Here is a 22,024-nt window from a genome sequence, read left to right on the forward strand (position 1 = left end):
GCAGAAGCGAAAACAGCCGGACGGAATCCCGTCGCTCGCAACTGTAACGGAAGATTGCGGTGATGGTGAGAAAGCCGCGGCCTGGATGCCGCAGGGCTGCTGATGACTCTGATTAGCGCAGCTGATGAGCCGGGAGTTCTGAGGTCGGTGGCACGGCCGATTACGTGGAGCCCGAGCGTCACCCTGGTGCCCACCCGGTTTTGCTTCAACGCCTGTGGCTACTGCAGTTTTCGGCGCCCGCCCGACCCCGCAGGCCCCCTTGCGGACAACCTCGCTGATGCCCTCAGCGATGCCGCCGCCCAGGCCCTTCTGGTGGCTCGGCCCGAGGCGACGGAGGTGTTGCTGCTCAGCGGCGAGGTGGCGCCCCATGCGACCGAGCGGCGTGCCTGGTTTAAGCGGTTGCTGGCCCTCAGCCGGTTGGCGTGGGCGCAGGGGAGATTGCCGCACACCAATGCTGGCCCCCTGTCGCTGGTGGAGATGGCCGCCCTGGGTCGCCTCAACGCCTCGATGGGGTTGATGCTGGAGGGCCTCGGCCCCGCCTACGACGCCTTGCACCGGTACGCCCCCAGCAAACGGCTGGCCGTGCGCCTCGGCCAATTGGAACAGGCTGGCCGCCTAGGGATTCCCTTCACCACCGGGCTGCTGCTCGGGGTGGGCGAGAGCCACGCCGACCGCCGCGCGGGGTTAGAGCGGCTAGCCCACCTGCAGCAACGCTGGGGACATCTGCAGGAGGTGATCCTGCAGCCCTTTCGGCCCGACGGTGCCGCAGCCGAATTGCTCACCGCTGCTGAGCAGGCCGACCTGCTCGTCACCATCGCGGAGGCCCGAGCGATCCTGCCGCCGGAGGTGCATCTGCAACTGCCCCCCAACCTCTGGCCTCTGGAGGCCCTGCCCGATGCACTGGCCGCCGGCATCGACGATCTCGGCGGGATCGACAGCAGCGATGTGATCAACCGCGCCTATCCCCAGCCCACCCCGGCACGGTTGGCGGCTGTGCTGGAGCGCGCCGGTTTCAGCCTGGTGCCGAGGTTGTGCGTGCACCCTGCCTGGCGCCACTGGCTGCCGCCGGCCCTGCAGCGCCAGGCCCACCGCACCGAAGCACACTTGTTAGCGTCCAGCTCCTCCGGACCCACGAGTCCATGGCCGTGAGCGCCACGCGCGATCAGCGAGTGCTGCTGGTGCGCCTGCCCTGCAACCCCATCTTCCCGATCGGCCCGGTGTACCTGGCCGATCACATCCACAAACAGTTTCCGGCGATTCCGCAGCGGATTCTCGATCTGGCCGCCGTGCCGCTGCTGGATGTGGAGCGGGTGCTGCTGGCCACGGTGGAGCAGTTCCGCCCCAGCCTGCTGGTGTTCTCCTGGCGCGACATCCAGATCTATGCGCCGGTGGACGGGCGCGGCGGCAATCCGCTGCAGAACTCCTTTGAGGTGTTCTATGCCGCCAATCCCCTCAAGCGCCTGCGCGGTGCCCTCGGCGGCCTGCGCCTGATGGGCTCTTTTTATGGCGAGCTGTGGCGCAACCTGCGCCTGGTGCGCCGTGGTCTGAAGCGGGCCCGGCGCTACCAGCCCCAGGCCACGGCTGTGCTCGGCGGGGGCGCCGTGAGTGTGTTTTATGAGCAGTTGGGTCGCCGGTTGCCCAAGGGCACGGTGGTGTCGGTAGGGGAAGGGGAGCCGCTGCTGGAGAAGCTGATCCGCGGCGACTCTCTGGCGGGGGAGCGCTGCTTTGTGGTGGGTGAAGAGCCCCGGCCGGGGCTGATCCACGAGCAACCGGCGGGCATGGAGAAAACTGCCTGCAACTACGCCTACATCGCCGAGATCTGGCCCCAGCTGGATTGGTATCTCGACGGTGGCGACTTCTATGTGGGCGTGCAGACCAAGCGCGGCTGCCCCCACAACTGTTGCTATTGCGTCTACACGGTGGTGGAAGGCAAGGCGGTGCGGGTGAACCCGGTGGAGGAGGTGATCGCCGAGATGGCCCAGCTCTACGCCAAAGGGGTGCGGGGCTTCTGGTTCACCGATGCCCAGTTCATCCCGGCGCGGCGTTACATCGAGGATGCCAAGCAGCTGCTGCGCGCGATTCAGGCCCAGGGCTGGGATGACATCCGCTGGGCCGCCTACATCCGCGCCGACAACCTCGATGCCGAGCTGGCCGAACTGATGGTGGCCACGGGCATGGACTATTTCGAGATCGGCATCACCTCGGGATCCCAGGAGCTCGTGCGCAAGATGCGCATGGGCTACAACCTGCGCACTGTTTTAGAAAGCTGTCGGATGCTGGCGCGGGCGGGCTTTCGTGAACACGTGTCGGTGAACTATTCGTTCAACGTGATCGACGAGCGGCCCGAAACGATCCGCCAGACTGTGGCTTATCACCGCGAGCTGGAGCGCATCTTCGGGGCCGACAAGGTGGAGCCGGCGATCTTCTTCATCGGCCTGCAGCCCCACACGCATTTGGAGCAATACGGCTTCGATCAGGGCCTGATCCAGCCGGGCTACAACCCGATGAGCATGATGCCCTGGAACGCCCGCAAGATGCTCTGGAACCCGGAGCCGATGGGCAGCACCTTCGGTCGCATCTGCCTCGAGGCTTTCGACACCAACCCTGGCGACTTCGGCCGCACGGTGATGGCGCTGTTGGAGCGCGACTACGGGTTGGCGCCCCTTGAGGAGGCGCTGCATGCGCCGGTGGAGGGGCGGCGGGCGCTGGCTACGGCTGTGCGTTGAAGCGGGTGGCTGCGTTGATTACGCGATGGGCAGGGCCCAAGCGTTGAGATCGATCGCCAGATCGCTTGGAGCTCCCAGATTGTTGAGGCGTTGCAGGAGCCGTTGATCGGCGGTGATCAGGGGTGCTTGCCGACGTTCGGCCAAGGCCAGATAAAGGCAGTCGTAGGCAGGGTGGTCGAGGATTGTGCACCAGCGCCAGGCGGCCTCCAGAAGCTCTCCACTGGGCACGATGGCTCCCAGGAGCTGGGGCGTGTGGGTGGCCATCGCCTCAAACTGCTCGGTGGTGATCACTCCGGCGCGGTGGCTTTTCCAGCCGGCATTGAGCAGCTCGATCAGCACCAGATCGGGCGCCAGCCGTTGCTCCACGGTGGTGGCTTCCAACAACGCAAGAGCAGGAGCGGTGGTGCGGCAGTTGGCAAACCAGCCAAACAGCACCGATGCATCCAAAACCAAGGCCTTAGCGCTGCTCACGGCCCTCACGAATCAGCTCTGCTACGTCGAGCTCCCGTCCGGTGGCTGGGGTTTGGCTGCGTAGCCGGGCCAGGTCGTCCAGCAGTTGGGCGGGCTCGGCGGCTGCTTGGCGCAGGATGTCCCGCAGGGATTGCTCGAGGGAGAGCCCGCGTCGCTTGGCTTGCTGCCGTAGCCGTTCCACCAGCTGATCGTCGAGCTGACGAATCAACACCTGGGCCATGGCTCTGATTGATAGCGTCTTTGATAGCAATTATGGCAGGGGTTGGGCCCACCAGTGCCGCCGCGCCCAGAGCAGGGCCGCCAGGCCGATCCAGCCGATCAGACCACCGATCGGGTTGATGTCGGCGCCGCCGGGCCCCACCCACCAGCCGGGCGCGGCCGGGGAGATCTGCAGCAGCCCCTTCTGCACCAGAAACCAGCCCCCCACCAGGCCGCCATGCAGGCCGACGGCGCCCCAGAGGGAGCCGCCATCGGCGCGGCGCTGCAGGGCCAGTACCAACCCCAGCAGGATCAGTCCTCCCAGCAGACCCACCGCCTCCAGACCCGGAGCGCGGTACCAGGGGTGCAGCAGGGCGAAGATCGGCGCCTGCAGCAGCAGTGCCCGGCGGGCCCCCACCTGCAGCTCCAGCTCACCCCAGAGCCAGCCGCGAAACAGCAGCTCTTCGGCAAATCCGACCCCCACAAGCAACAGCAGCCCGTTGATCAGCAGGGCGCTGTTGAGCTCCCCGAGCCACTGGGCCTGGCCCGCCAGCACCAGGGCCGCCGCCACCAGCAGCAACAGCACCAGCGCTTTGAGTAGGCCGCGCACTCCACTGCGCAGGGCTAATGCCAATGGCACCGCCAGCCCCAGACGCTGCCAGGGTTGGGGGTCTTGCCACACGCGCCGCAGCCGCAGCGGCAGCGTCAGCAGCAGCAGCAACAGCGAGACGGCGAGCCCGGCGAGGTCCACCTGATCGGTGCGCCAGCTGGGGGCGAGCAGCAGCAGGGGGCGACTGGCCAGCCAGCCCAGCCCGTACAAAACGGGCACATAGAGCAGCGTGCCCCACCAATGGGGCTTCATTCCTCGGGCTCGATCGTGCTGGTGAGGCCCTTGGCCTTGAGGCTCTCGCAGTAGAACTCAGCCGGTTCGATGTCACACACGATCACCAGGCCCACGCCGGTGTTGTGGGCCTCGAGCATCACAGCGATGGCGTCCTGCTCGCTCAGGCTGGGCACCACCTGCCGCAGGGTGGACACCACGTATTCCATCGAGTTCACTGGATCGTTGTGCAGCAGCACCTTGTAGCGCCGCTGGGGCTGGCGCACCCGTTCTGGAGCCTTCTCCAGCACGGCGGCGCCGCCGCTTTCGCGGCTGGGGGTCTGGGTGGCGATGGGTGGGTCGCTAGCTAAGGGCTGGTCGCTGGCTACGGAGGTCATGGCCGCTGGTGTCATGACGACGGCTCCATTAAAGGGCCCGAATGCGCCGCATGGCGTCTTCCACATTGGCGCGGCTGTTGAAGGCCGAGAGGCGGAAGTAGCCCTCGCCGGCGGCGCCGAAGCCGCTGCCGGGAGTGCCCACCACGTTGGCTTTGTTGAGCAGCAGATCGAAGAAGCCCCAGGAATCGACGCCATCCGGTGTCTTCAGCCACACGTAGGGGGCCTGCTCGCCGCCATACACCTGCAGGCCTGCCTCACTGAGCTCGCGGCGGATGATGGTGGCGTTTTCCATGTAGAAGGCGATCAGGGCCTTCACTTGGGCCTGGCCCTCGGGTGAATACACGGCTTCTGCGCCGCGCTGCACGATGTAGCTGACGCCGTTGAACTTGGTGCACTGGCGGCGGTTCCACAGGCCCCACAGCTCCACGCGCTCGCCATGGGCGGCGGTGCCCATCAGGCCGCGGGGCACCACGGTGAGGGCGCAGCGGGTGCCGGTGAAGCCGGCGTTTTTCGAAAACGAGCGGAATTCGAGGGCGCACTCGCGGGCGCCCTCGATCTCGTAGATGGAGTGGGGCAGGGAGGGGTCCTGAATGAAGGCCTCGTAGGCCGCGTCAAACAGGATCAGGGCGTCGTTGGCGCGGGCGTAATCCACCCAGGCCTTCAGCTGCTCCTTGGTGGCCACCGCACCGGTGGGGTTGTTGGGGAAGCAGAGATAGATCAGATCCACCTTCTCCGCGGGGATCTCGGCGGTGAAGCCGTTCTCGGCATGGATCGGCAGGTAGGTGAGGCCCCCGTATTGGCCAGCGTCATCGGCGTCGCCGGTGCGGCCCGCCATCACGTTGCTGTCCACATACACCGGATACACCGGGTCGGTCACGGCGATGCGGTTCTCCGAGCCGAGGATGTCGAGGACGTTGGCGCTGTCGCACTTGGAGCCATCCGACACGAAGATCTCCTCGGCGCTGATCTGGCAGCCGCGGGCCTGGAAATCGTTGGTAGCGATCGCTTCACGCAGCCACAGGTAGCCCTGCTCGGGGCCGTAGCCGTGGAAGCCCTCGCGGGTGCCCATCTCATCGATGGCGGCCTTCATGGCAGTGCGGCAGGCCTCGGGCAGCGGCTCGGTGACATCGCCGATGCCCAGGCGGATGATCGGCGCGCTGGGGTGGGCCTCGCTGAAGGCCTTCACCCGCCGGGCGATCTCGGGAAACAGGTAGCCCGCCTTGAGCTTGAGGTAGTTGCCGTTGACCTGGGCCATTGCTGCGGTGTGGGCCGCCGCCGGGCCCGTTGAACGTTGGGGCGATTGTCCTATGCGGCGGTGGCCTCCATACGATCAAGGCTGCACCCCAGCCGCCAGCGCCCGTGACCGTCGCCGTTCCCGTCGACGCACCCGTCGATTTTGCCGCTCTGGTCGACCTGGGCATCAGCAAGCCGGCTCGCTACCTCGGCAATGAGCTGGGGGTCCGCGAGCGGGATTGGGACGCCGACTGGCCCTCAGCCGGGGTGCGCTGGGCGCTCACCTACCCCGAGGTCTACGAGGTGGGTGCCAGCAACAGCGGCCACATCATTCTTTATTCGATCCTCAATGCCGTTCCCGGCCAGCTGTGCGATCGCAGCTACCTGCCGGCGCCGGATCTGGCCGCCCGCCTGCGCGAACGCGGCGCGCCCCTGTTTGCAGTGGAGAGCCGCCGGCCTTTGGCGGCCTTCGACATCCTCGGCTTCTCGCTCAGCTACGAGCTGGGCGGCACCAACATCCTGGAGATGCTGGAGCTCGCCGGCATCCCCATCCGGGCGGACGCCCGCGGCGACCTGCCCCTGGCTCATCCGCATGCGCCACCGCTGATCTTTGCCGGCGGGCCCACCGCCACCAGCAACCCCGAGCCCTTCGCCGCGTTCTTCGACTTTGTGGCTCTTGGCGACGGCGAGGAGCTGCTGCCGGAGATCGGCCTGGTGGTGGCTGAAGCCCGGGCTGCCGGTCTGGGCCGCCGAGCGCTGCTGCGGGATCTGGCCCAGGTGCCGGGGGTCTACGTGCCCAGCCTCTACGGCCCCGGGCCCGATGGGGTGAGCCTCGAGCCGCTCGAACCAGGCGCCCCGGCTCGGGTGCAGCGGCGCACCGCCACGCCCATGCCCCACTACGCCATGGGCCTGGTGCCCCACATCGAAACGGTGCACGACCGGCTCACGGTGGAGATCCGCCGTGGCTGCACCCGCGGTTGCCGCTTCTGCCAGCCCGGCATGCTCACCCGCCCCGCCCGCGACGTGGAGCCCGAGGCGGTGGTGGAAGCGGTGGATGAGGGCATGCGCCGCACCGGCTACAGCGATTTCTCGCTGCTGTCGCTGAGCTGCTCCGACTACCTGGCCCTGCCGGCGGTGGGCGTCGAGCTGCGCAACCGGCTAGCCGACAAGAACGTGAGCCTCACCCTGCCGAGCCAGCGGGTGGATCGCTTCGACGCCAACATCGCCCACATCATTGGCGGGGCGCGCAAGGGCGGGCTCACCTTTGCGCCGGAGGCCGGCAGCCAGCGCTTGCGCGACATCGTCAACAAGGGACTCACCGATGCCGAGCTGCTGGCCGGCATCCGCACGGCCATGGAGAACGGCTACCGCAAGGTCAAGCTCTATTTCATGATCGGCCTGCCGGGGGAAACCGACGCCGACGTGCTCGGCATCGCCGACACCTGTCAGGCCCTGCAGCGGCAATGCGCGGATCTAGGCAGGCTGGAGCTCAATCTGACGATCAGCAATTTCACGCCCAAGCCCCACACGCCGTTCCAGTGGCACAGCGTCAGCACCGAGGAGTTTCGGCGCCGTCAGGAGTTGTTGCGCCGGGCCTTGCGTCAGCTGCGCGGCCTCAAAACTAACTTCACCGATGTGCGCCTCTCGGCGGTTGAAGATTTTGTGGGCCGCGGCGACCGGCGCCTCGCTGCGGTGATTGAGGCAGCCTGGCGGGCTGGGGCGGGGCTGGATGCATGGTTTGAGTCGGCCGAGCGCAGCTACGCCGCCTGGACCGGCGCGATCGAGGCTGCCGGCGTGGGTGGCCGCTACCGCCAGCTGGAGCTCGGCGCCTGGAGTGCGGCTGAGGCGATGGAGACGGCGGATCTGGAGGCCTTCTGCCGCCAGAGCCTGCCGTGGGACCACATCGATTCCGGCCTCGACAAGCGCTGGCTGGCCGAAGATCTGCAGCGGGCCCTGGCCGCGGCGGTGGTGCCCGACTGTTCTTTCGAGGGATGCAGCAGTTGCGGCGTGTGTGGTCCGGAGCTTGGCCACAACGTGGTGATTCCGCCGCCGGCGATTCCGGCCGCGTTGCTCCAGCGCGCCCCGGCCAGCGAGCGGGTGGACCGGCTGCGGATCGGTTTCACCAAAACCGGCTCCCTAGCCCTGATCAGCCACCTCGACACCCTGCGGATGCTGGAGCGGGCCCTGCGCCGTTCGGGGTTGCCAGTGAGCTTCACCGGTGGCTTCCATCCCCTGCCGCGCCTGCAGTTGGCCCTGCCGTTGCCCATGGGGGTGGAGGGGGATGGGGAGTGGCTCGACCTGGAGTTCACGCAAGCGGTGGATCAGGCGGCGGTGCGGGAGCAGCTGCAACCGCAGCTTCCCTCCGAATTCCAGCTGCTCTCGGCGGCCCGGGTCCCCGTGTTTGGGGTGAGCTTGTCCCAGGAGCTGGAGGCCGCCCAGTGGAGCTTCGTGCTTCAGCCCGAAGCGGGAGAGCACGTAACGCCGGAGCAGTGGCAGCAGGCGCGCGCCTCGCTGCTGGCTGCCGAGAGCTTGATCTGGCAAGACACGGATAAAAAAGGCCGCCCCCGCAGCCGGGACTGCCGCCCCTTTTTGTTGGAGCTGCAAATGACGTCAGGAACAGACGGCGTTCAACGGTGCAGCTTGCGGGCGGCGATCGATGCCTCGGGCCGCAGTCTGCGGCCCGAGCAGGTGCAGCACTGGATCGCTGAGCGCCTGGGCCAATCCCTGACCCTGACAGCCCTGCGCCGCCAGGCCTTGCTCCTGAAGCCCGTGCTAACTTCGTTTTAAGGCGACTAGCTCGTTGAATCCGACGTTTCTCGGATGCCAACTGCTACCGGTAGCCAGGTTCGCTGGTTTCACCGCCCCCGGGCAACCCTGTCCCAGTCTTCGCCCCACCGCTTTCAAGAAGTTCCACTCCTGAAAGTTGTTCCGCGGCAGTTGATGCGCGGCTGATTCAGAACAGCATTTTCGCAGCAACGCCCCCGGGTGTCCGGTTCCTCCGACATCTCGGTTGCTTCAGGCCATTTCAGTTCAGGCCGCTTGATTTGAAGGGCTGATAGCAGCCCAACTGCATTTTTAATCCGCATTGCTTCATCCGGGATCGGCCGAGCCCCATCCGGTTCCGCCTCGCCCAGCCTTAGATCTGCTTCAGCCAGATCCTTTTATTGCTTTCCCCCCTGGTCGGGCCCATCGGGCCCCTTCCCTTTCCCCATGCCCCAGCAGATCGTCATTGCCGAGCAACTGCGGATCGCCGCCGTTCTCAACGACGAACGTGTTGATGAACTGGTGGTGGCCCAGGGCCGCTATCAGATCGGAGATGTTTACCTCGGCACCGTTGAAAACGTATTGCCGGGTATTGATGCTGCCTTCGTCAACATCGGCGAAAGCGAGAAGAATGGTTTCATTCATGTCACGGATCTAGGCCCCTTGCGGCTGCGCAAGGGTGCCGCCGGCATCACCGAGCTGCTGGAGCCCCGCCAGAAGGTGCTCGTGCAGGTGATGAAGGAGCCCACGGGGACCAAGGGTCCCCGGCTGACCGGCAACCTCGCTCTGCCTGGGCGTTTTCTGGTGCTGCAGCCCCAGGGCCAGGGCGTCAATATCTCCCGCCGGATCAACGGCGAAAACGAACGCAACCGTCTGCGGGCCCTCGGGGTGCTAATCAAGCCGCCCGGGGCAGGTCTGTTGATCCGCACCGAAGCTGAGGGGGTCAGTGAAGAGCTGCTGATCGACGACCTCGAAACGCTGCTGCGGCAGTGGGAGGGCATCCAGACCGCTGCCGAGAGTGCCAACCCCCCGGTGCTGCTCAACCGCGATGAAGACTTCGTGCATCGCGTGTTGCGCGATCTCTACAGCCCGGAGTTGGTGCGGGTCGTGGTCGACACCCCCGAAGCGGTTGCTCGGGCCAATGCCTTCCTGGGCTCCGACCACACCAACGTGCTGGTGGAGGCCCACACCGAGTCGTCGGAGATCCTCGAGCATTTCAAGGTCAACGCCGCCATTCGCGATGCCCTCAAGCCGCGGGTGGATCTGCCGTCCGGCGGCTACGTGATCATCGAGCCCACCGAGGCGCTCACCGTCATCGACGTCAACTCCGGCTCGTTCACCCGCTCCGCCAATTCCCGCGAGACGGTGCTCTGGACCAACTGTGAGGCGGCCGTGGAGATCGCCCGCCAGCTCAAGCTCCGCAACATTGGCGGCGTGGTGATCATCGACTTCATCGACATGGAGTCGCGCCGCGATCAGCTGCAGCTGCTGGAGCACTTCACCCAGGCCGTGCGCGACGACGCCGCCCGGCCGCAGATCGCCCAGCTCACCGAGCTCGGTCTGGTGGAGCTCACCCGCAAGCGCCAGGGCCAGAACATCTACGAGCTGTTCGGGCGTGCTTGCCCCAGCTGCGGTGGCTTGGGCCATGTGGCCGTGTTGCCCGGCAAGGACACCCTCCAGCCCCTGGCGACCCTCACCGGCCTGGTGCGCTCAGCGGCATCGGCCCGGGCTGAGGTGCTCAGTCCTGGCACCCCCGAGGCCGGTTCTGGCCGCCGCCGCCGCGGTGGTCGTGGCGGCCGTGGTGGCGCCGAATTGTCGGAAGCCACTAGCGCGCCTGATGGCTTCGAGACCCCCGTTGTCGTTGAGGTCCCACGGGCCAGTGCCGCTGCCAGCACGGAGCCAGCGCCGCGCCGCTTCGACCACGAGCTGGTGGCCGTGCCGATGGATGCCGACCAGGAGTTGGTGTTTGGCTGGATGGGCCTCAACCCCGCCCTGCTGCTGGAGCAGCCCCCCGCCGGTGACAACGTCGTGGTGCGGGTGGTGCGTCCCGGCGTCGATGCGGACGCGGTGCTCGAGGAAGCCCGTCAGCAGTTGGCGGCGAGTGGTTCCCGTCGCCGGCGGGGGCGGGGTGGTCGGGGCGGTGGCTCCGCGACGTCCGACTTCCAGGCAGGTGAAGCCCCATCCAACGGCACGGGTCAGCAGCTGAGCAGCTCGGCAGCGGCTCCTCCAGCTCCGGTCGAGATCACGCCCCTGCCTGAACTCAGCGAACCGGAAACGGTACTAACGGTGTCGGTGCCCAGCACCACCAGCATTGCCCCTCCGGAGGTGGAGGTGCCGGCCCGCCGCGGACGCACCCGCAGTTCGGTGGCAGCCTCAGCTGCCAAGACGATCGCCAAGACCGGGGCCACCTCCACTGCCGTTGCGGTTGTGGAGCCAGAGCTGGATGACTCCGGGGAACCCCGCCGCCGCCGCCGCCGCTCCTCGGCCTCCAGCTGAGTTGGCCTTGCCGGATCCCTGGCAAGGCCGGGATCCAGCCGCCTGTGCTGGGGTGGACGAGGTGGGACGTGGTTGCCTGTTTGGCCCGGTTTTTGCCGCTGCCGTGGTCCTTCCCGCTGCCGCCCTGGCCCCCTTGGGCGAGCTGGGCCTCACCGACAGCAAGAAACTCACCGCCCGTCGCCGTGCGGCGCTGGTGCCGGCCATCGAGCAGTGGGCGGCGGCTTGGGCCCTTGGCCAGGCGTCGGCGGCGGAGATCGATCGCCATGGCATCCGGCTGGCGACTGAGCGGGCCATGCACCGTGCCCTGCAGAAGCTGCCCCGCTCGCCCGCATTGGTGATCGTCGATGGGGTGTTGCCCCTGCGGGGCTGGCGCGGCGAGCAAACCACCCTGGTGCGCGGCGACAGCCACTGCTTGGCGATTGCGGCGGCCAGCGTGCTGGCCAAGCAGGCCCGCGACAGCCTGATCACCGCCCTGGCTCAGCGCTACCCCGGCTACGGACTGGAGCGCCATGCCGGCTATGGCACGGCCCAGCACCGTGCGGCGCTGGCGCAATGGGGACCCACCCCGCTGCACCGCCTCAGCTTTCTGGGTCGGCTGACGCTCAGTGCTCCTGGCACCAGTCCTGAAAGTCGCTGAGCAGCTGCTGGCCCACCCGGCCCTTGATGCCCAGCAGGATGCCCGCCAGCAGCGAACGGCCCGTGGCCTCCAGCACCTTGGCTGGGATCAGTTTCAACAGGGGCGGTTGGCTCACCGCCACCGCGAGCGTGGCTTCGCCTTCCAATCCACGGGCTCCCGCCGCCAGCCAGGAGCCCAGGGTGAGCTGGAAATCGTCCACCAGCCCAAGCCCCTCCAGTTCGCAATCGGTGGCCTCCAGCACGATCCGCCCTGGCTCCAGACTGGTGCGCAGGTCCACCAAAGGCTTGATCTGCAGTTGGAACACCTGCAGCTGGGTGACCGTATAGCGGTAGCGGCCGGGCCCGATGGGCTCGAGCTGGCTCGGGTCGAGTAGGGCCTTCACGACGCGGTCCTGATCCTGCAGGTAGGAGGCCAGCCGTTCGGGCTGGACGCTTACGTCAAGTTGCAGTTGCTGACTGGCGCTGAAGGCCAGGGGCATGGCCTGCGGGCCGGCGCGGCATGATCCTATCGGCCCTCCGTCGAGGGCTTTCCTCGGTTTCTGGAAACGATGCGTTTTGCCTTCCTCGGCCCGGCCGGCACCTACGGCGAGCAGGCAACCCGGCAATTGGCGGAGCTCGAGGGCATCGCCAACCCTGAGCTGGTGCCCCAACTCGGGATTCGGGCCGTGGTGCAGGCCCTGGCCCAGGGCAGTTGTGACGCCGCCGTGGTGCCGGTGGAAAACTCGGTGGAGGGAGGCGTGACCGCCTGTCTGGATGCGCTCTGGGAGCATCCGGATCTCACGGTGGCCCGTGCCCTGGTGCTGCCGATCCGCCACGCCCTGCTGGGCAGTGGTCCGATTGAGGGGGTCAGTGAGGTGCTCTCCCACCCCCAGGCCCTTGCCCAGTGCAGCCAGTGGCTCTCGGAGCACTTGCCCCAGGCCCTGCAGCTGCCCACCAGTTCCACCGCCGAAGCCGCCCGCATGGTGGCCGGCAGCCGCTTCCGGGCGGCGGTGGCCTCACGGCAGGCCGCTGCGGAGCACGGCCTGCAGGAGCTGGCTTACCCGATCAATGATGTAGCCGGCAATTGCACCCGCTTCCTGCTGCTGCGCCGGGGCGCGCGCGACGCCGAGGGGCCCATGGCCAGTCTCGCCTTCTCGCTCCACTCCAACCAGCCCGGGGCCCTGCTCGAGGCACTGGGCTGTTTTGCCCAGCGCGGGCTGAACATGAGCCGCATCGAATCGCGGCCGTCGAAACGGGAGATGGGTGAATACATCTTTTTCGTCGACCTGGAACTGTCCGAGGGCTCCACGCCCCTTGAGGCGGCCCTGGCCGAGTTGGGCCCCCTTTGTGAGCACCTGGCCCTGTTCGGTGCTTACCCGATCACCAACCTGGCTTGACGCCGCGGAACACGCCGAACTGCATCAGCCCAGTGGCAAAGGCCCAGTGCATCAGCAGGATCGTGGGGGTTTCCCGCAGGCCCTGCAGCACCGCTCCAGGCCCCAGCCCGAGGATGGCCCCAGGCCGCCGCACCCCTTCGGCGATCGAGTCGATCCAGGAGGGCAGGGTGGCCCGGGTCCAGTCATCGGTGTCCACAGCCATCCCGCCGGCGTAGCGACTCTGTTCAAGGTGCTGGCGGAGGCCGCGGATGCTGGCGAATTCGGGATGGGCCCACTGCTCCAGCAACTGGCGCATCACCCAGCGCTCCCGGCGGGTCATGGCGCCATCGGCGGGGTCGCGCCGGTTCCAGTCGGCCACGGCCAGGAGGCCGCCGGGTTTGACCACCCGCAGCAGCTCATCGGCGTAGCGCTGCTTGTCGGGCATGTGGGGGCAGGCCTCCACGCTCCACACCGCGTCGACGCTGGCGTCGGCCACCTCCAGGGCCAGGGCATCCATCACCGCGAAGCGGCAGCTGAGGCCGGCTGGCGTAAGCGCCTGGGCCCGGGCGATCTGGGCAGGGCTGATGCTGATGCCCAACACGTTGAGGCCGTAATCGCGGGCCAGGATGCGGGCGCTGCCGCCGATGCCGCAGCCCACATCGAGCACCGTCGACCCGGCGGGCAGCCGGTCCAGGCCGCTCCAGCGCACCAATTCATGCACGAAGATCTCCTTCGCGGCGCGGAAGTCCTGGTGCCCGCTTGGGGCTCGCCCGGAGTTGCGGTAGTGGCCCAGGTGGATGTGGTCACCCCAGAGGCGTTCCAGCAGCTGGTCATTGGTCCAGCGGTCGTAGGCGTCGGCCACGCTGGCGCTGGATTCATAGCGGCGCCTGCGCTGCAGCCAAAAGCGGGTGGCCACGGCGATGGCCGCGGCAAGGAGGGCTCCAGCCCCGATGGTGGCGGCCAGGGGCCAGCTGAGGAGGGTCATGAAACCGCTTACTGGGGCTGGGATTACTTGGGCTGTGATTACTGAGGCTGGAACGTGTCCTTGAGCACGGTGCGGGCGGCCAATTGCCGGCGGGTCTGATCGAGCAGCTCATACTCCTGGCGCAACCGCTCGCCGGTGTCGGTGATTTCCAGGAGAGCCTGCTGGTGGTCGGCCACGGGGCCACCCAGGTGGGCGCCGATCCAAAAGGACAGTTCCCGGGGCAGTTCGGGCAGGTCGTTGGGCAGGCTGGCGGGTTTGCCGATCAGCTTGCCCGTGAGCTCCACCACGTCCCGCAGGGCCTGACCGACCGTGCCAGCCAGTTCATCCAGCTCGGCAGGGCCGGCTTCGGGGTCATCTTCAATCCAGCTCACCAGACCCACCCGAAAGGGTGCCTCGCGCACAATGTCGAGCACGCGAAAGCGCTGCTGACCCATGGTCACGATGTTGCTGCGGTCGTCATCCTGGGTTTGGCAGTGCAGGATCTCAGCACAGCAGCCCACTTCGGCCATGGTTTGGGTCTGGGGATCCCAGCGCACCACCCCAAAACGCTGGTCACCGGCCATCACCGTGCGCAGCAGCATGCGGTAACGGGGCTCAAAAATGTGCAGTGGCAGCACTTCCTGGGGGAAGAGCACCACGTCGGGTAGGGGAAACAGTGGCAGCTCCCGTACGGCCAGTTCACCCATGGCTTGATCAGGAGGTGCTTAGCCATCCTAGAAAAAATGCCCCCGCCACGCGCTGGCGTGACAGGGGCAAAGAACCTGGAGGCTCGAACCCTGATCCGTGGATCAGAGCTTGACTTCGATGTCGACGCCGCTGGGCAGATCCAGCTTCATCAGCGCGTCGATCGTTTTCGCCGAAGGGCTGTAGATGTCGATGATGCGCCGGTGGGTGCGGGTTTCGAAGTGCTCGCGGGAGTCCTTGTCGACGTGGGGCGAGCGCAGCACGCAGTAGATCTTGCGCTTGGTGGGCAGGGGGATGGGGCCGATGGCAGTGGCAGCGGTGTGATCGGCGGTTTCGATGATTTTTTCGCAGGAGAGATCCAGCATGCGGCGATCAAACGCCTTCAGGCGAATGCGGATCTTCTGCTGAGCAATGGCGGTGGACATGGGAGATCAGACTCGGAACGGTCGTCAAGGGGCTCAAGCCTGGCCAGCCGGAGGGCTGATGGAGCTGGATTGTCGAGGTGCTGGTAAGGGGTGAGCCCGGTGGACCCACCCCATGAAACTTACCTCAGGCTCAGGCGATGATCTTGGAGACCACGCCGGCACCGATGGTGCGGCCGCCTTCACGGATGGCGAAGCGCATGCCCTGCTCGATGGCCACTGGGCAGATCAGCTCGCCGGTCATCTTGATGCGATCACCGGGCATCACCATTTCCACGTTCGCACCGTCGTCGGAGGTGAAGGCCGTGATCTGGCCGGTCACGTCGGTCGTACGGATGTAGAACTGCGGGCGATAGCCAGCGAAGAAGGGGGTGTGGCGGCCGCCTTCTTCCTTCTTCAGCACATACACCTCACCCTCAAACTTGGTGTGGGGGGTGATGGAGCCGGGCTTGACCAGCACCATGCCGCGCTCGATGTCTTCCTTCTGCACACCGCGCAGCAGCAGGCCCACGTTGTCCCCGGCCATGCCCTCGTCGAGGAGCTTGCGGAACATTTCCACGCCGGTGACGGTGGTTTCGCGGGTGTCCCTGATCCCCACGATCTGCACGGTCTCGCCGACCTTCACCTTGCCGCGCTCGATCCGACCGGTGGCCACGGTGCCACGACCGGTGATCGAGAAGACGTCTTCGATGGCCATCAGGAACGGCTTGTCGATTTCGCGCTCGGGCTCGGGGATCGACTCATCGACCGCATCCATCAGGTCGAGGATTTTGTCGACCCACTCGTCGGCGCCACGCTCAGCCTTGTTGCCAGCCTGGATGTACTCCAGAGCCTTCAGGGCTGAACCAGCCACCACGGGGATGTCATCGCCGGGGAAGTCGTAGCTGCTGAGCAGTTCACGCATCTCCAGTTCGACGAGCTCGAGGATCTCCTCGTCGTCGACCATGTCCTTCTTGTTGAGGAACACCACCAGTGCGGGCACGCCCACCTGCTTGGCCAGCAGAATGTGCTCCTTGGTCTGGGCCATCGGGCCGTCGGTGGCGGCCACCACCAGGATGGCGCCGTCCATCTGGGCAGCACCGGTGATCATGTTCTTCACGTAGTCCGCGTGGCCGGGGCAGTCCACGTGGGCATAGTGACGCTTGCCGGTTTCGTATTCGACGTGCGCGGTGTTGATGGTGATCCCCCGCTCTTTCTCTTCAGGGGCACCATCGATTTCGTCGTAGGCCTGGGCCTTGGCCATGCCTTGGGATGCCAGCACGTTGGTGATGGCAGCCGTCAGGGTGGTTTTGCCATGGTCAACGTGGCCAATGGTGCCGATGTTGACGTGGGGCTTGTTCCTTTCGAACTTCTCGCGTGCCATGAGTGGAAAGAATCGGGGGGTTAACGGGTAGAGGAGAGATCAGGAATTGCCCTGATTCTTGGAGATGATGGCCTCAGCCACATTGCGAGGAACTTCCTCGTAATGGCTGAACTCCATCGAGAAAATACCCCGACCCTGGGTCATGGATCGGAGCTGGGTGGCATAGCCGAACATCTCGGCCAGGGGCACTTTCGACTGGACCTTGGACTGCCCATTGTCAATGGACTGCCCTTCGACCTGGCCGCGACGGGATGAGAGGTCGCCGATGACCGATCCAAGGAAATCCTCGGGGATCTCGACCTCCACCTTCATCATCGGCTCAAGAAGTACAGGATTGCACTTCTTGACGGCGTCTTTGAAGGCCATGGATCCGGCGATCTTAAACGCCATCTCCGAAGAGTCGACGTCGTGATAGGAGCCGTCGACCATGGTCGCCCTGACGTCGATCATGGGGAAACCTGCAATCACGCCGGATTGGCAGGTCTCCTTCATGCCGGCTTCGGCGGGGCCGATGTACTCCTTGGGAACGATGCCGCCAACAATCTTGTTGACGAATTCAAACCCTGAACCCGGCTCGCCGGGTGTCATTTCGATCACCACGTGGCCGTATTGGCCCTTGCCACCGGTTTGGCGAGCAAATTTGCCTTCGCCTTTGGAGCTGGAGCGAATGGTTTCGCGATACGACACCTGGGGGGCGCCGATGTTCGCTTCCACCTTGAATTCGCGCAGCATCCGGTCCACCAGGATTTCCAGGTGGAGTTCGCCCATGCCGGCAATCACGGTCTGGCTGGTTTCCGGATCGGTGGAGACCCGGAAGGTGGGGTCTTCCTCCGACAGGGACTGGAGTGCCTTGGAGAGCTTCTCCATGTCGCCCTTGGTTTTCGGCTCCACGGCCACCGAGATCACTGGCTCGGGGATGTAGAGCGATTCGAGAATGATCGGATCGGACTCGACGCAGAGGGTGTCGCCTGTGGTGGTGTCCTTGAGGCCCAGCACGGCACCCAGGTCGCCGGCGCGCAGCTCATCCACCTCTTCCCGATCATCGGCCTTAAGCAGAATCAGGCGGGAGATGCGCTCTTTCTTGTCTTTGGTGGAGTTGAGCACGTAGCTGCCCTTGTTGAGCACGCCCGAATACATGCGCACAAAGGTGAGTTTCCCGTACGGGTCGGCCATCACCTTGAAGGCCAGGGCGCTGAAGGGGGCGCTGTCGTCGCAGGGGCGGTTTGACTCGGTGCCATCAGGCAGCAGGCCGGTGATCGGCGGCACGTCCACAGGAGCGGGCAGGTAGTCGACGACGGCGTCGAGCACCAGCTGCACGCCCTTGTTCTTGAAGGCCGAGCCGCACACCATCGGCACCATGCCGTGATGAATGGTGGCGCTGCGGATGCCCTTGATCAGCTGCTCCTCTGTGAGCTCGCCGTTTTCGAGGAAAGCATCAATTAGTGTTTCATCGGATTCGGCGACCGATTCCATCAGCTTGAGGCGCCATTCCTGGGCCTCGTCCTTCATGTCAGCCGGAATCTCGCTTTCGATGATGTCGGTGCCGAGATCATTCGTGTAGATGATCGCCTTGTTACGCACCAGGTCGATGATCCCTTTCAGCTCGCCTTCGGCGCCGATCGGCAGTTGGATCGGGGCAGCATTGGCCTTAAGGCGATCTTTGATCTGCTCGTAGACCTTCAGGAAGTTGGCACCGGTGCGGTCCATCTTGTTGACGAACACGATCCGAGGCACGTTGTAGCGATCAGCTTGGCGCCACACGGTTTCCGACTGGGGCTGGACGCCACCGACGGCACAGAACACGGCGACCACGCCGTCCAGCACCCGCATTGAGCGCTCCACTTCGATCGTGAAGTCGACGTGCCCGGGGGTGTCGATAATGTTGATGCGGTTGTCTTTCCAGCTGGTGGAAATGGCCGCAGCAGTAATGGTGATGCCGCGCTCGCGCTCCTGCTCCATCCAGTCGGTGACAGCGGCGCCGTCGTGCACCTCGCCCATCTTGTGCACCACGCCTGAATAGAACAGAATCCGTTCAGTTGTGGTGGTCTTGCCAGCATCAATGTGCGCAGCAATACCGATATTTCTAACGCGTTCCAGTGGAAAGGCGCGGGCCACGGGGCAGGTCTCCGAGAGGTCTACAAAACGAGGGCGTTACTCTACAGACTGGGTCTGCAGGAGCTGAAGCCGCCCAGGACTTCAGCCGCTTGAAGGGCAACTGAAGGGAATCAGTAGCGGTAGTGGGCGAAGGCCTTGTTGGCTTCGGCCATCTTGTGGGTTTCTTCCCGCTTGCGAACGGCACTGCCGGCTTCATTGGCCGCATCCATCAGCTCACCGGCCAATTTCTGGGCCATGCTGCGCCCGTTGCGGGCCCGGGAGAAGTTGACCAACCAGCGCAGGGCCATGGCGGTGCCGCGCTCTTGGCGTACTTCCATCGGCACCTGATAGGTGGCGCCACCCACGCGTCGGGCCCGCACTTCCACCAGGGGCGTGGCGTTGCGGACGGCGGTTTCGAACAGCTCAAGCGGATCAGAGCCCGTGCGGTCGTTGATCAGCGAAAACGCGTCTGAGAGGATGCGCTGGGCGGTGGATTTTTTGCCGTGTTTCATCAGCCGGGCCACGATCATCGAGGCCAGGCGGCTGTTGAACTGAGGGTCGGGAAGCACGGGGCGCTTCTCGGCGGCATTGCGGCGAGACATGGTCGACCGGAGCGGGAAGGACGAGGGTGGAATGGACCAGGGACCCAGGCGGGTGCCTGGTAGGCAGTTGGCAGCGATTCAGCGGCTTGACTGGCTGAATCAACGTCAACTCAGGCTTTCGGCGTCTTGGCGCCGTACTTGGAACGGGACTGGCGGCGATCCTTCACGCCAGCCGTGTCCAGGGTGCCCCGAATGATGTGGTACCGCACGCCGGGCAGATCCTTGACGCGACCTCCCCGGATCAGCACCACAGAGTGCTCCTGGAGGTTGTGGCCGATGCCGGGGATGTAGGCCGTCACCTCGAAGCCGGAGGTGAGGCGCACGCGAGCCACCTTGCGAAGGGCCGAGTTCGGCTTCTTCGGAGTGGAGGTGTACACGCGGGTGCAGACACCACGGCGCTCGGGGCAAGAGCGCAGGGCAGGCGACTTTGTCTTTCGGGAAAGACTCTGGCGCTCAGTACGGATCAGCTGTTGAATGGTGGGCATCGAGGGCCGGGATCTGGTCGGAGAACATTGGTCGGACGTCCGACCGATTTCGACAATCCGTTACCTTACTGGGTCGCCTGTCGGCTCGCCCCTCCCCGGCTGAATGCAGTGCCACAGGCGCAGCTCACCACGCCCTCGCCGGGGCGCATCAAAAAGCCTCCTCCGCTGATGTCGCCGCGATAGTCGAGGCTCAAACCCGTGAGCAGGGTGAGCTGCTCCGGCGGGGCGTAGAGGGTGATGCCATCGGCGCGGGCGATCGGCGTTCCCGCCAGATGGCCGGGTCGCAGCCGGATGGCCCAACGCTCGCAGCTGCCCTCCACCAGGTCGAGGTGCATCATCCCGGGGGTGCCGGCCACGGCAGCTTGCCGCCCCAGCTCAGCCGCGGCGGCGGCGGTCACGCGCAGGCTGTGACCCTTGGGCATGGCGGGCTCGGGAGATGGTCGGCCCTCCACTTTGGCAGGACTCGCCAGCTCCACAGCCGTTTCATGGCACCAGTCCCACGCCGTTATGCACCGAGCCGGCCACGCCTCTGCCCTTCACCTGCAGCGAGCCTCCCAGCACAAGGCCGGTGGAGCTGCCGCCATCGAGGTTGAGGGCATGGCGCAGTCCCAATTGCTGCAACAGGGCGGCCGTTTCTCCCAGTGAGGGCCCGCTGTCCTGGGTGCCTTCCATGGTGATCAACCACACCTGCCGGTCGTCGCTGGCCAGCACGGTGCGCGGCGCCCCTTGGCTGAGGAAGGAGCTGCTGAAGTTCTCGGCGGCGCCATTGAGCACAATGCGCCCGTCCAGGAGCAGCAAGGGGCCGCCCCCGATTACGTGGGGTGCCAGGCCCAGGGTGTTGCTCGGGCGGCTCTCGAGCTGGAGTCGCTCGCCCGGCCCCCAGGGCAGTTCTGCGCCGCCGCGAGCCACCAGCAACAGGTCATCGCCCCGCAGGAGCACGCCGGCGTCCAGCTCGGCGGGGCCAAGCCGCTGCCGCACGCTGCCCGCCTGGATCAGCAGGCCCGTTTCCGAGCCGCTCAGGGCCTTGTAGCTCGACCCCCAGTCGGCGGTGTAGCGGCTGATGCCGCGCTGCACGTAGCCGCTGTTCACCACCACGATCGGCAGCCGCTGGCCGCCCGGGCCCACGATCCATTCGCTCAACTGCAAACGACCGAATTGGGGCAGGCTGCGCTCGCCCCAGGCCGCCACGCCCCGGTTCAGGATGGGGCCGGACAGCCAGCGGCCGTTGTCCTTCAGGGCACCGAGGGGCAGGCGCCGCACCCGGTTGAAGTAGCCGCCGTTGATGGCCACCCAGGCCTGTTGCTGGTTGGCGAGCTGCACCAGCGAACTGAGCCCTTCCATCCCTCCGGGCCTGGCCAGGGGCCGGAGCTGCAGGGGGGCGGTGCGGGGATCGATGCGGACCGCATTGATGCGCACCCCCTGGCGAATCAGCCGATCCCACTGCACCTCCTTGCCGAGCAAGGCCTGCAGGCGGGGATCAATCGGAGCGGCGGGGCTGGCTGAGGCGCCGCTGGCCTCAACGGGCCACTCGATCACCACCCGGGCCGGATCCCCCAGGCTGAACACACGGCCCAACTTGCCCTTGGCGGGCTTGAGGCTCAGGCCTGCGGCGGCCTGCTGGCCCAGCAGGCCCAGGCCCTGAAGCTGCACCTGCTGCTCATTCCGGCTGGTGAGATCGACCCTCAGCCCGCCGGCGTCGCCCTCCAGCACGGCCGGACCACTGAGATCGAGGACGACGCGTCGGATGTTTCCCGGAGTGGAGCTGCGCACCTGCAGGAGCTGGGGCTTGGCCAGCTCGAGGCTGAGCAGGTTGCCGTCCTGCCGCATGGCCACCCCGAGGGCGCGAAACATCGGGCTGACCTCGATGGCCACCTCGTCGTCGAGGCTGCGCTGGGCGCTGGCAGCCACCTGGAGCCCTTGGCCGAACCACTCCAGATCGAGGGAGCCATCGCTGCGGCTGCGGCTGGTGACCCCCAGCTGGTTCTCAAGCACCTCCAGCGGAATCCAGAGCTGTGTCGGGCGGTCCCCGGATGGCCCAACCCAAAGCCAACGGGCCGTTTGGGTGCGGCCGTTGATGCGCAGGCTGCTGGCCTGCCGCTGCTGGCCTGTTTCGGGGCGGGGGGCACGGTTGGCGCCTGGGAGCCTGGCTGGAGCCGCAGGTGTCGCTGGTGTTGTGGCAGGAGGTGGAGGCGGCGGCGGGGGTGGAGGCGGCACCGCCAGGGGGATGGCCCGGCTGGCCGCCGGTAGCAGGAGAGCCAGGAGCCAGGGAGCCAGCGAAGCTGCGGAAGCCATG

The 22,024-nt window shown here is 66.3% G+C and carries 21 protein-coding genes; 6 read left to right on the forward strand and 15 right to left on the reverse strand.

Going from position 1 to position 22,024, the window contains the following annotated elements; translation table 11 throughout:
* The first annotated feature begins 102 nt into the window (after nt 1-102).
* Entirely contained in the window at nt 103-1,149 is a 1,047-nt protein-coding gene (gene cofG, locus KBY65_RS10815; protein WP_255001594.1) for a 7,8-didemethyl-8-hydroxy-5-deazariboflavin synthase subunit CofG, read from the forward strand.
* Entirely contained in the window at nt 1,146-2,726 is a 1,581-nt protein-coding gene (locus tag KBY65_RS10820) for a photosystem II high light acclimation radical SAM protein (RefSeq protein ID WP_409996031.1), read from the forward strand. The genes cofG and KBY65_RS10820 overlap by 4 nt, the downstream gene beginning before the upstream one ends.
* A gap of 18 nt (nt 2,727-2,744) precedes the next feature.
* Here KBY65_RS10820 and KBY65_RS10825 read toward each other — a convergent pair whose 3' ends face one another.
* From KBY65_RS10825 to KBY65_RS10845, 5 genes are read right to left on the reverse strand one after another with little or no spacing between them, the layout of a single operon-like run.
* Nucleotides 2,745-3,197 carry a type II toxin-antitoxin system VapC family toxin gene (locus KBY65_RS10825; protein ID WP_158217046.1) on the reverse strand — a complete coding sequence of 151 codons (453 nt, stop codon included), beginning with the start codon at nt 3,195-3,197 and terminating at the stop codon, nt 2,745-2,747.
* On the reverse strand, nt 3,184-3,417 hold the full coding sequence (locus KBY65_RS10830; protein WP_094560101.1) for a FitA-like ribbon-helix-helix domain-containing protein: 234 nt from the start codon (nt 3,415-3,417) through the stop codon (nt 3,184-3,186). Before KBY65_RS10830 ends, KBY65_RS10825 begins: the two co-directional genes overlap by 14 nt.
* Nucleotides 3,418-3,447: 30 nt before the next feature.
* On the reverse strand, nt 3,448-4,257 hold the full coding sequence (locus KBY65_RS10835; protein WP_255001595.1) for a CPBP family intramembrane glutamic endopeptidase: 810 nt from the start codon (nt 4,255-4,257) through the stop codon (nt 3,448-3,450).
* Complete coding sequence (gene clpS / locus KBY65_RS10840; RefSeq protein WP_094560099.1) at nt 4,254-4,613, reverse strand: ATP-dependent Clp protease adapter ClpS; 360 nt, start codon at nt 4,611-4,613, stop codon at nt 4,254-4,256. The genes KBY65_RS10835 and clpS overlap by 4 nt, the downstream gene beginning before the upstream one ends.
* Nucleotides 4,614-4,641: 28 nt before the next feature.
* Nucleotides 4,642-5,868 (reverse strand): LL-diaminopimelate aminotransferase, encoded by a 1,227-nt coding sequence (locus KBY65_RS10845; RefSeq protein ID WP_255001597.1) that lies wholly within the window; start codon nt 5,866-5,868, stop codon nt 4,642-4,644.
* Nucleotides 5,869-5,972: 104 nt separating this feature from the next.
* On the opposite strand from KBY65_RS10845, the gene KBY65_RS10850 reads away from it, so the two are divergent.
* The 3 genes from KBY65_RS10850 to KBY65_RS10860 all read left to right on the forward strand — a co-directional run bounded on the left by KBY65_RS10850 (nt 5,973) and on the right by KBY65_RS10860 (nt 11,742).
* Complete coding sequence (locus KBY65_RS10850) at nt 5,973-8,633, forward strand: TIGR03960 family B12-binding radical SAM protein (protein ID WP_255001598.1); 2,661 nt, start codon at nt 5,973-5,975, stop codon at nt 8,631-8,633.
* A 423-nt stretch (nt 8,634-9,056) separates the two neighbouring features.
* Nucleotides 9,057-11,105: an Rne/Rng family ribonuclease gene (locus tag KBY65_RS10855; RefSeq protein WP_255001599.1), complete on the forward strand. Its 2,049-nt coding sequence runs from the start codon at nt 9,057-9,059 to the stop codon at nt 11,103-11,105.
* Nucleotides 11,053-11,742 carry a ribonuclease HII gene (locus KBY65_RS10860; RefSeq protein WP_255001600.1) on the forward strand — a complete coding sequence of 230 codons (690 nt, stop codon included), beginning with the start codon at nt 11,053-11,055 and terminating at the stop codon, nt 11,740-11,742. The genes KBY65_RS10855 and KBY65_RS10860 overlap by 53 nt, the downstream gene beginning before the upstream one ends.
* Here the strand turns inward: KBY65_RS10860 and KBY65_RS10865 are convergent.
* Entirely contained in the window at nt 11,708-12,220 is a 513-nt protein-coding gene (locus tag KBY65_RS10865) for a DUF1997 domain-containing protein (protein WP_255001602.1), read from the reverse strand. The two genes, KBY65_RS10860 and KBY65_RS10865, sit on opposite strands and share 35 nt — an antisense overlap.
* A 69-nt stretch (nt 12,221-12,289) precedes the next feature.
* Between KBY65_RS10865 and pheA the strand changes: the two genes are divergently transcribed.
* Nucleotides 12,290-13,117 carry a prephenate dehydratase gene (pheA, locus tag KBY65_RS10870; RefSeq protein ID WP_094560093.1) on the forward strand — a complete coding sequence of 276 codons (828 nt, stop codon included), beginning with the start codon at nt 12,290-12,292 and terminating at the stop codon, nt 13,115-13,117.
* Here pheA and KBY65_RS10875 read toward each other — a convergent pair.
* From KBY65_RS10875 to KBY65_RS10915, 9 genes are all read right to left on the reverse strand, one after another.
* Complete coding sequence (locus KBY65_RS10875; protein WP_255001604.1) at nt 13,101-14,081, reverse strand: methyltransferase domain-containing protein; 981 nt, start codon at nt 14,079-14,081, stop codon at nt 13,101-13,103. The two genes, pheA and KBY65_RS10875, sit on opposite strands and share 17 nt — an antisense overlap.
* A gap of 38 nt (nt 14,082-14,119) precedes the next feature.
* Entirely contained in the window at nt 14,120-14,767 is a 648-nt protein-coding gene (locus tag KBY65_RS10880; protein WP_254987946.1) for an LON peptidase substrate-binding domain-containing protein, read from the reverse strand.
* A 102-nt stretch (nt 14,768-14,869) separates the two neighbouring features.
* Complete coding sequence (gene rpsJ, locus KBY65_RS10885; RefSeq protein ID WP_006910513.1) at nt 14,870-15,190, reverse strand: 30S ribosomal protein S10; 321 nt, start codon at nt 15,188-15,190, stop codon at nt 14,870-14,872.
* A 130-nt stretch (nt 15,191-15,320) separates the two neighbouring features.
* Nucleotides 15,321-16,550 carry an elongation factor Tu gene (gene tuf, locus KBY65_RS10890; RefSeq protein WP_094560090.1) on the reverse strand — a complete coding sequence of 410 codons (1,230 nt, stop codon included), beginning with the start codon at nt 16,548-16,550 and terminating at the stop codon, nt 15,321-15,323.
* Nucleotides 16,551-16,589: 39 nt separating this feature from the next.
* Nucleotides 16,590-18,665: an elongation factor G gene (fusA, locus tag KBY65_RS10895; protein WP_094560089.1), complete on the reverse strand. Its 2,076-nt coding sequence runs from the start codon at nt 18,663-18,665 to the stop codon at nt 16,590-16,592.
* A 110-nt stretch (nt 18,666-18,775) separates the two neighbouring features.
* Nucleotides 18,776-19,246: a 30S ribosomal protein S7 gene (rpsG, locus tag KBY65_RS10900; protein WP_094560088.1), complete on the reverse strand. Its 471-nt coding sequence runs from the start codon at nt 19,244-19,246 to the stop codon at nt 18,776-18,778.
* A 110-nt stretch (nt 19,247-19,356) separates the two neighbouring features.
* Nucleotides 19,357-19,731: a 30S ribosomal protein S12 gene (gene rpsL / locus KBY65_RS10905; RefSeq protein WP_094560087.1), complete on the reverse strand. Its 375-nt coding sequence runs from the start codon at nt 19,729-19,731 to the stop codon at nt 19,357-19,359.
* Nucleotides 19,732-19,796: 65 nt separating this feature from the next.
* A complete protein-coding gene (locus KBY65_RS10910) occupies nt 19,797-20,153 on the reverse strand; it encodes an AIR synthase (RefSeq protein WP_255001605.1) in 357 nt (118 codons plus the stop codon).
* 61 nt (nt 20,154-20,214) lie between these two features.
* The gene (locus tag KBY65_RS10915) at nt 20,215-22,023 is read right to left on the reverse strand and encodes a phosphodiester glycosidase family protein (protein ID WP_255001606.1); all 1,809 of its coding nucleotides are present in this window, start codon (nt 22,021-22,023) and stop codon (nt 20,215-20,217) included.
* Between the last annotated feature and the right edge of the window lies 1 nt (nt 22,024).

It is taken from the genome of Cyanobium sp. Alchichica 3B3-8F6 (assembly GCF_024346435.1).
Lineage (GTDB): Bacteria > Cyanobacteriota > Cyanobacteriia > PCC-6307 > Cyanobiaceae > Cyanobium_A.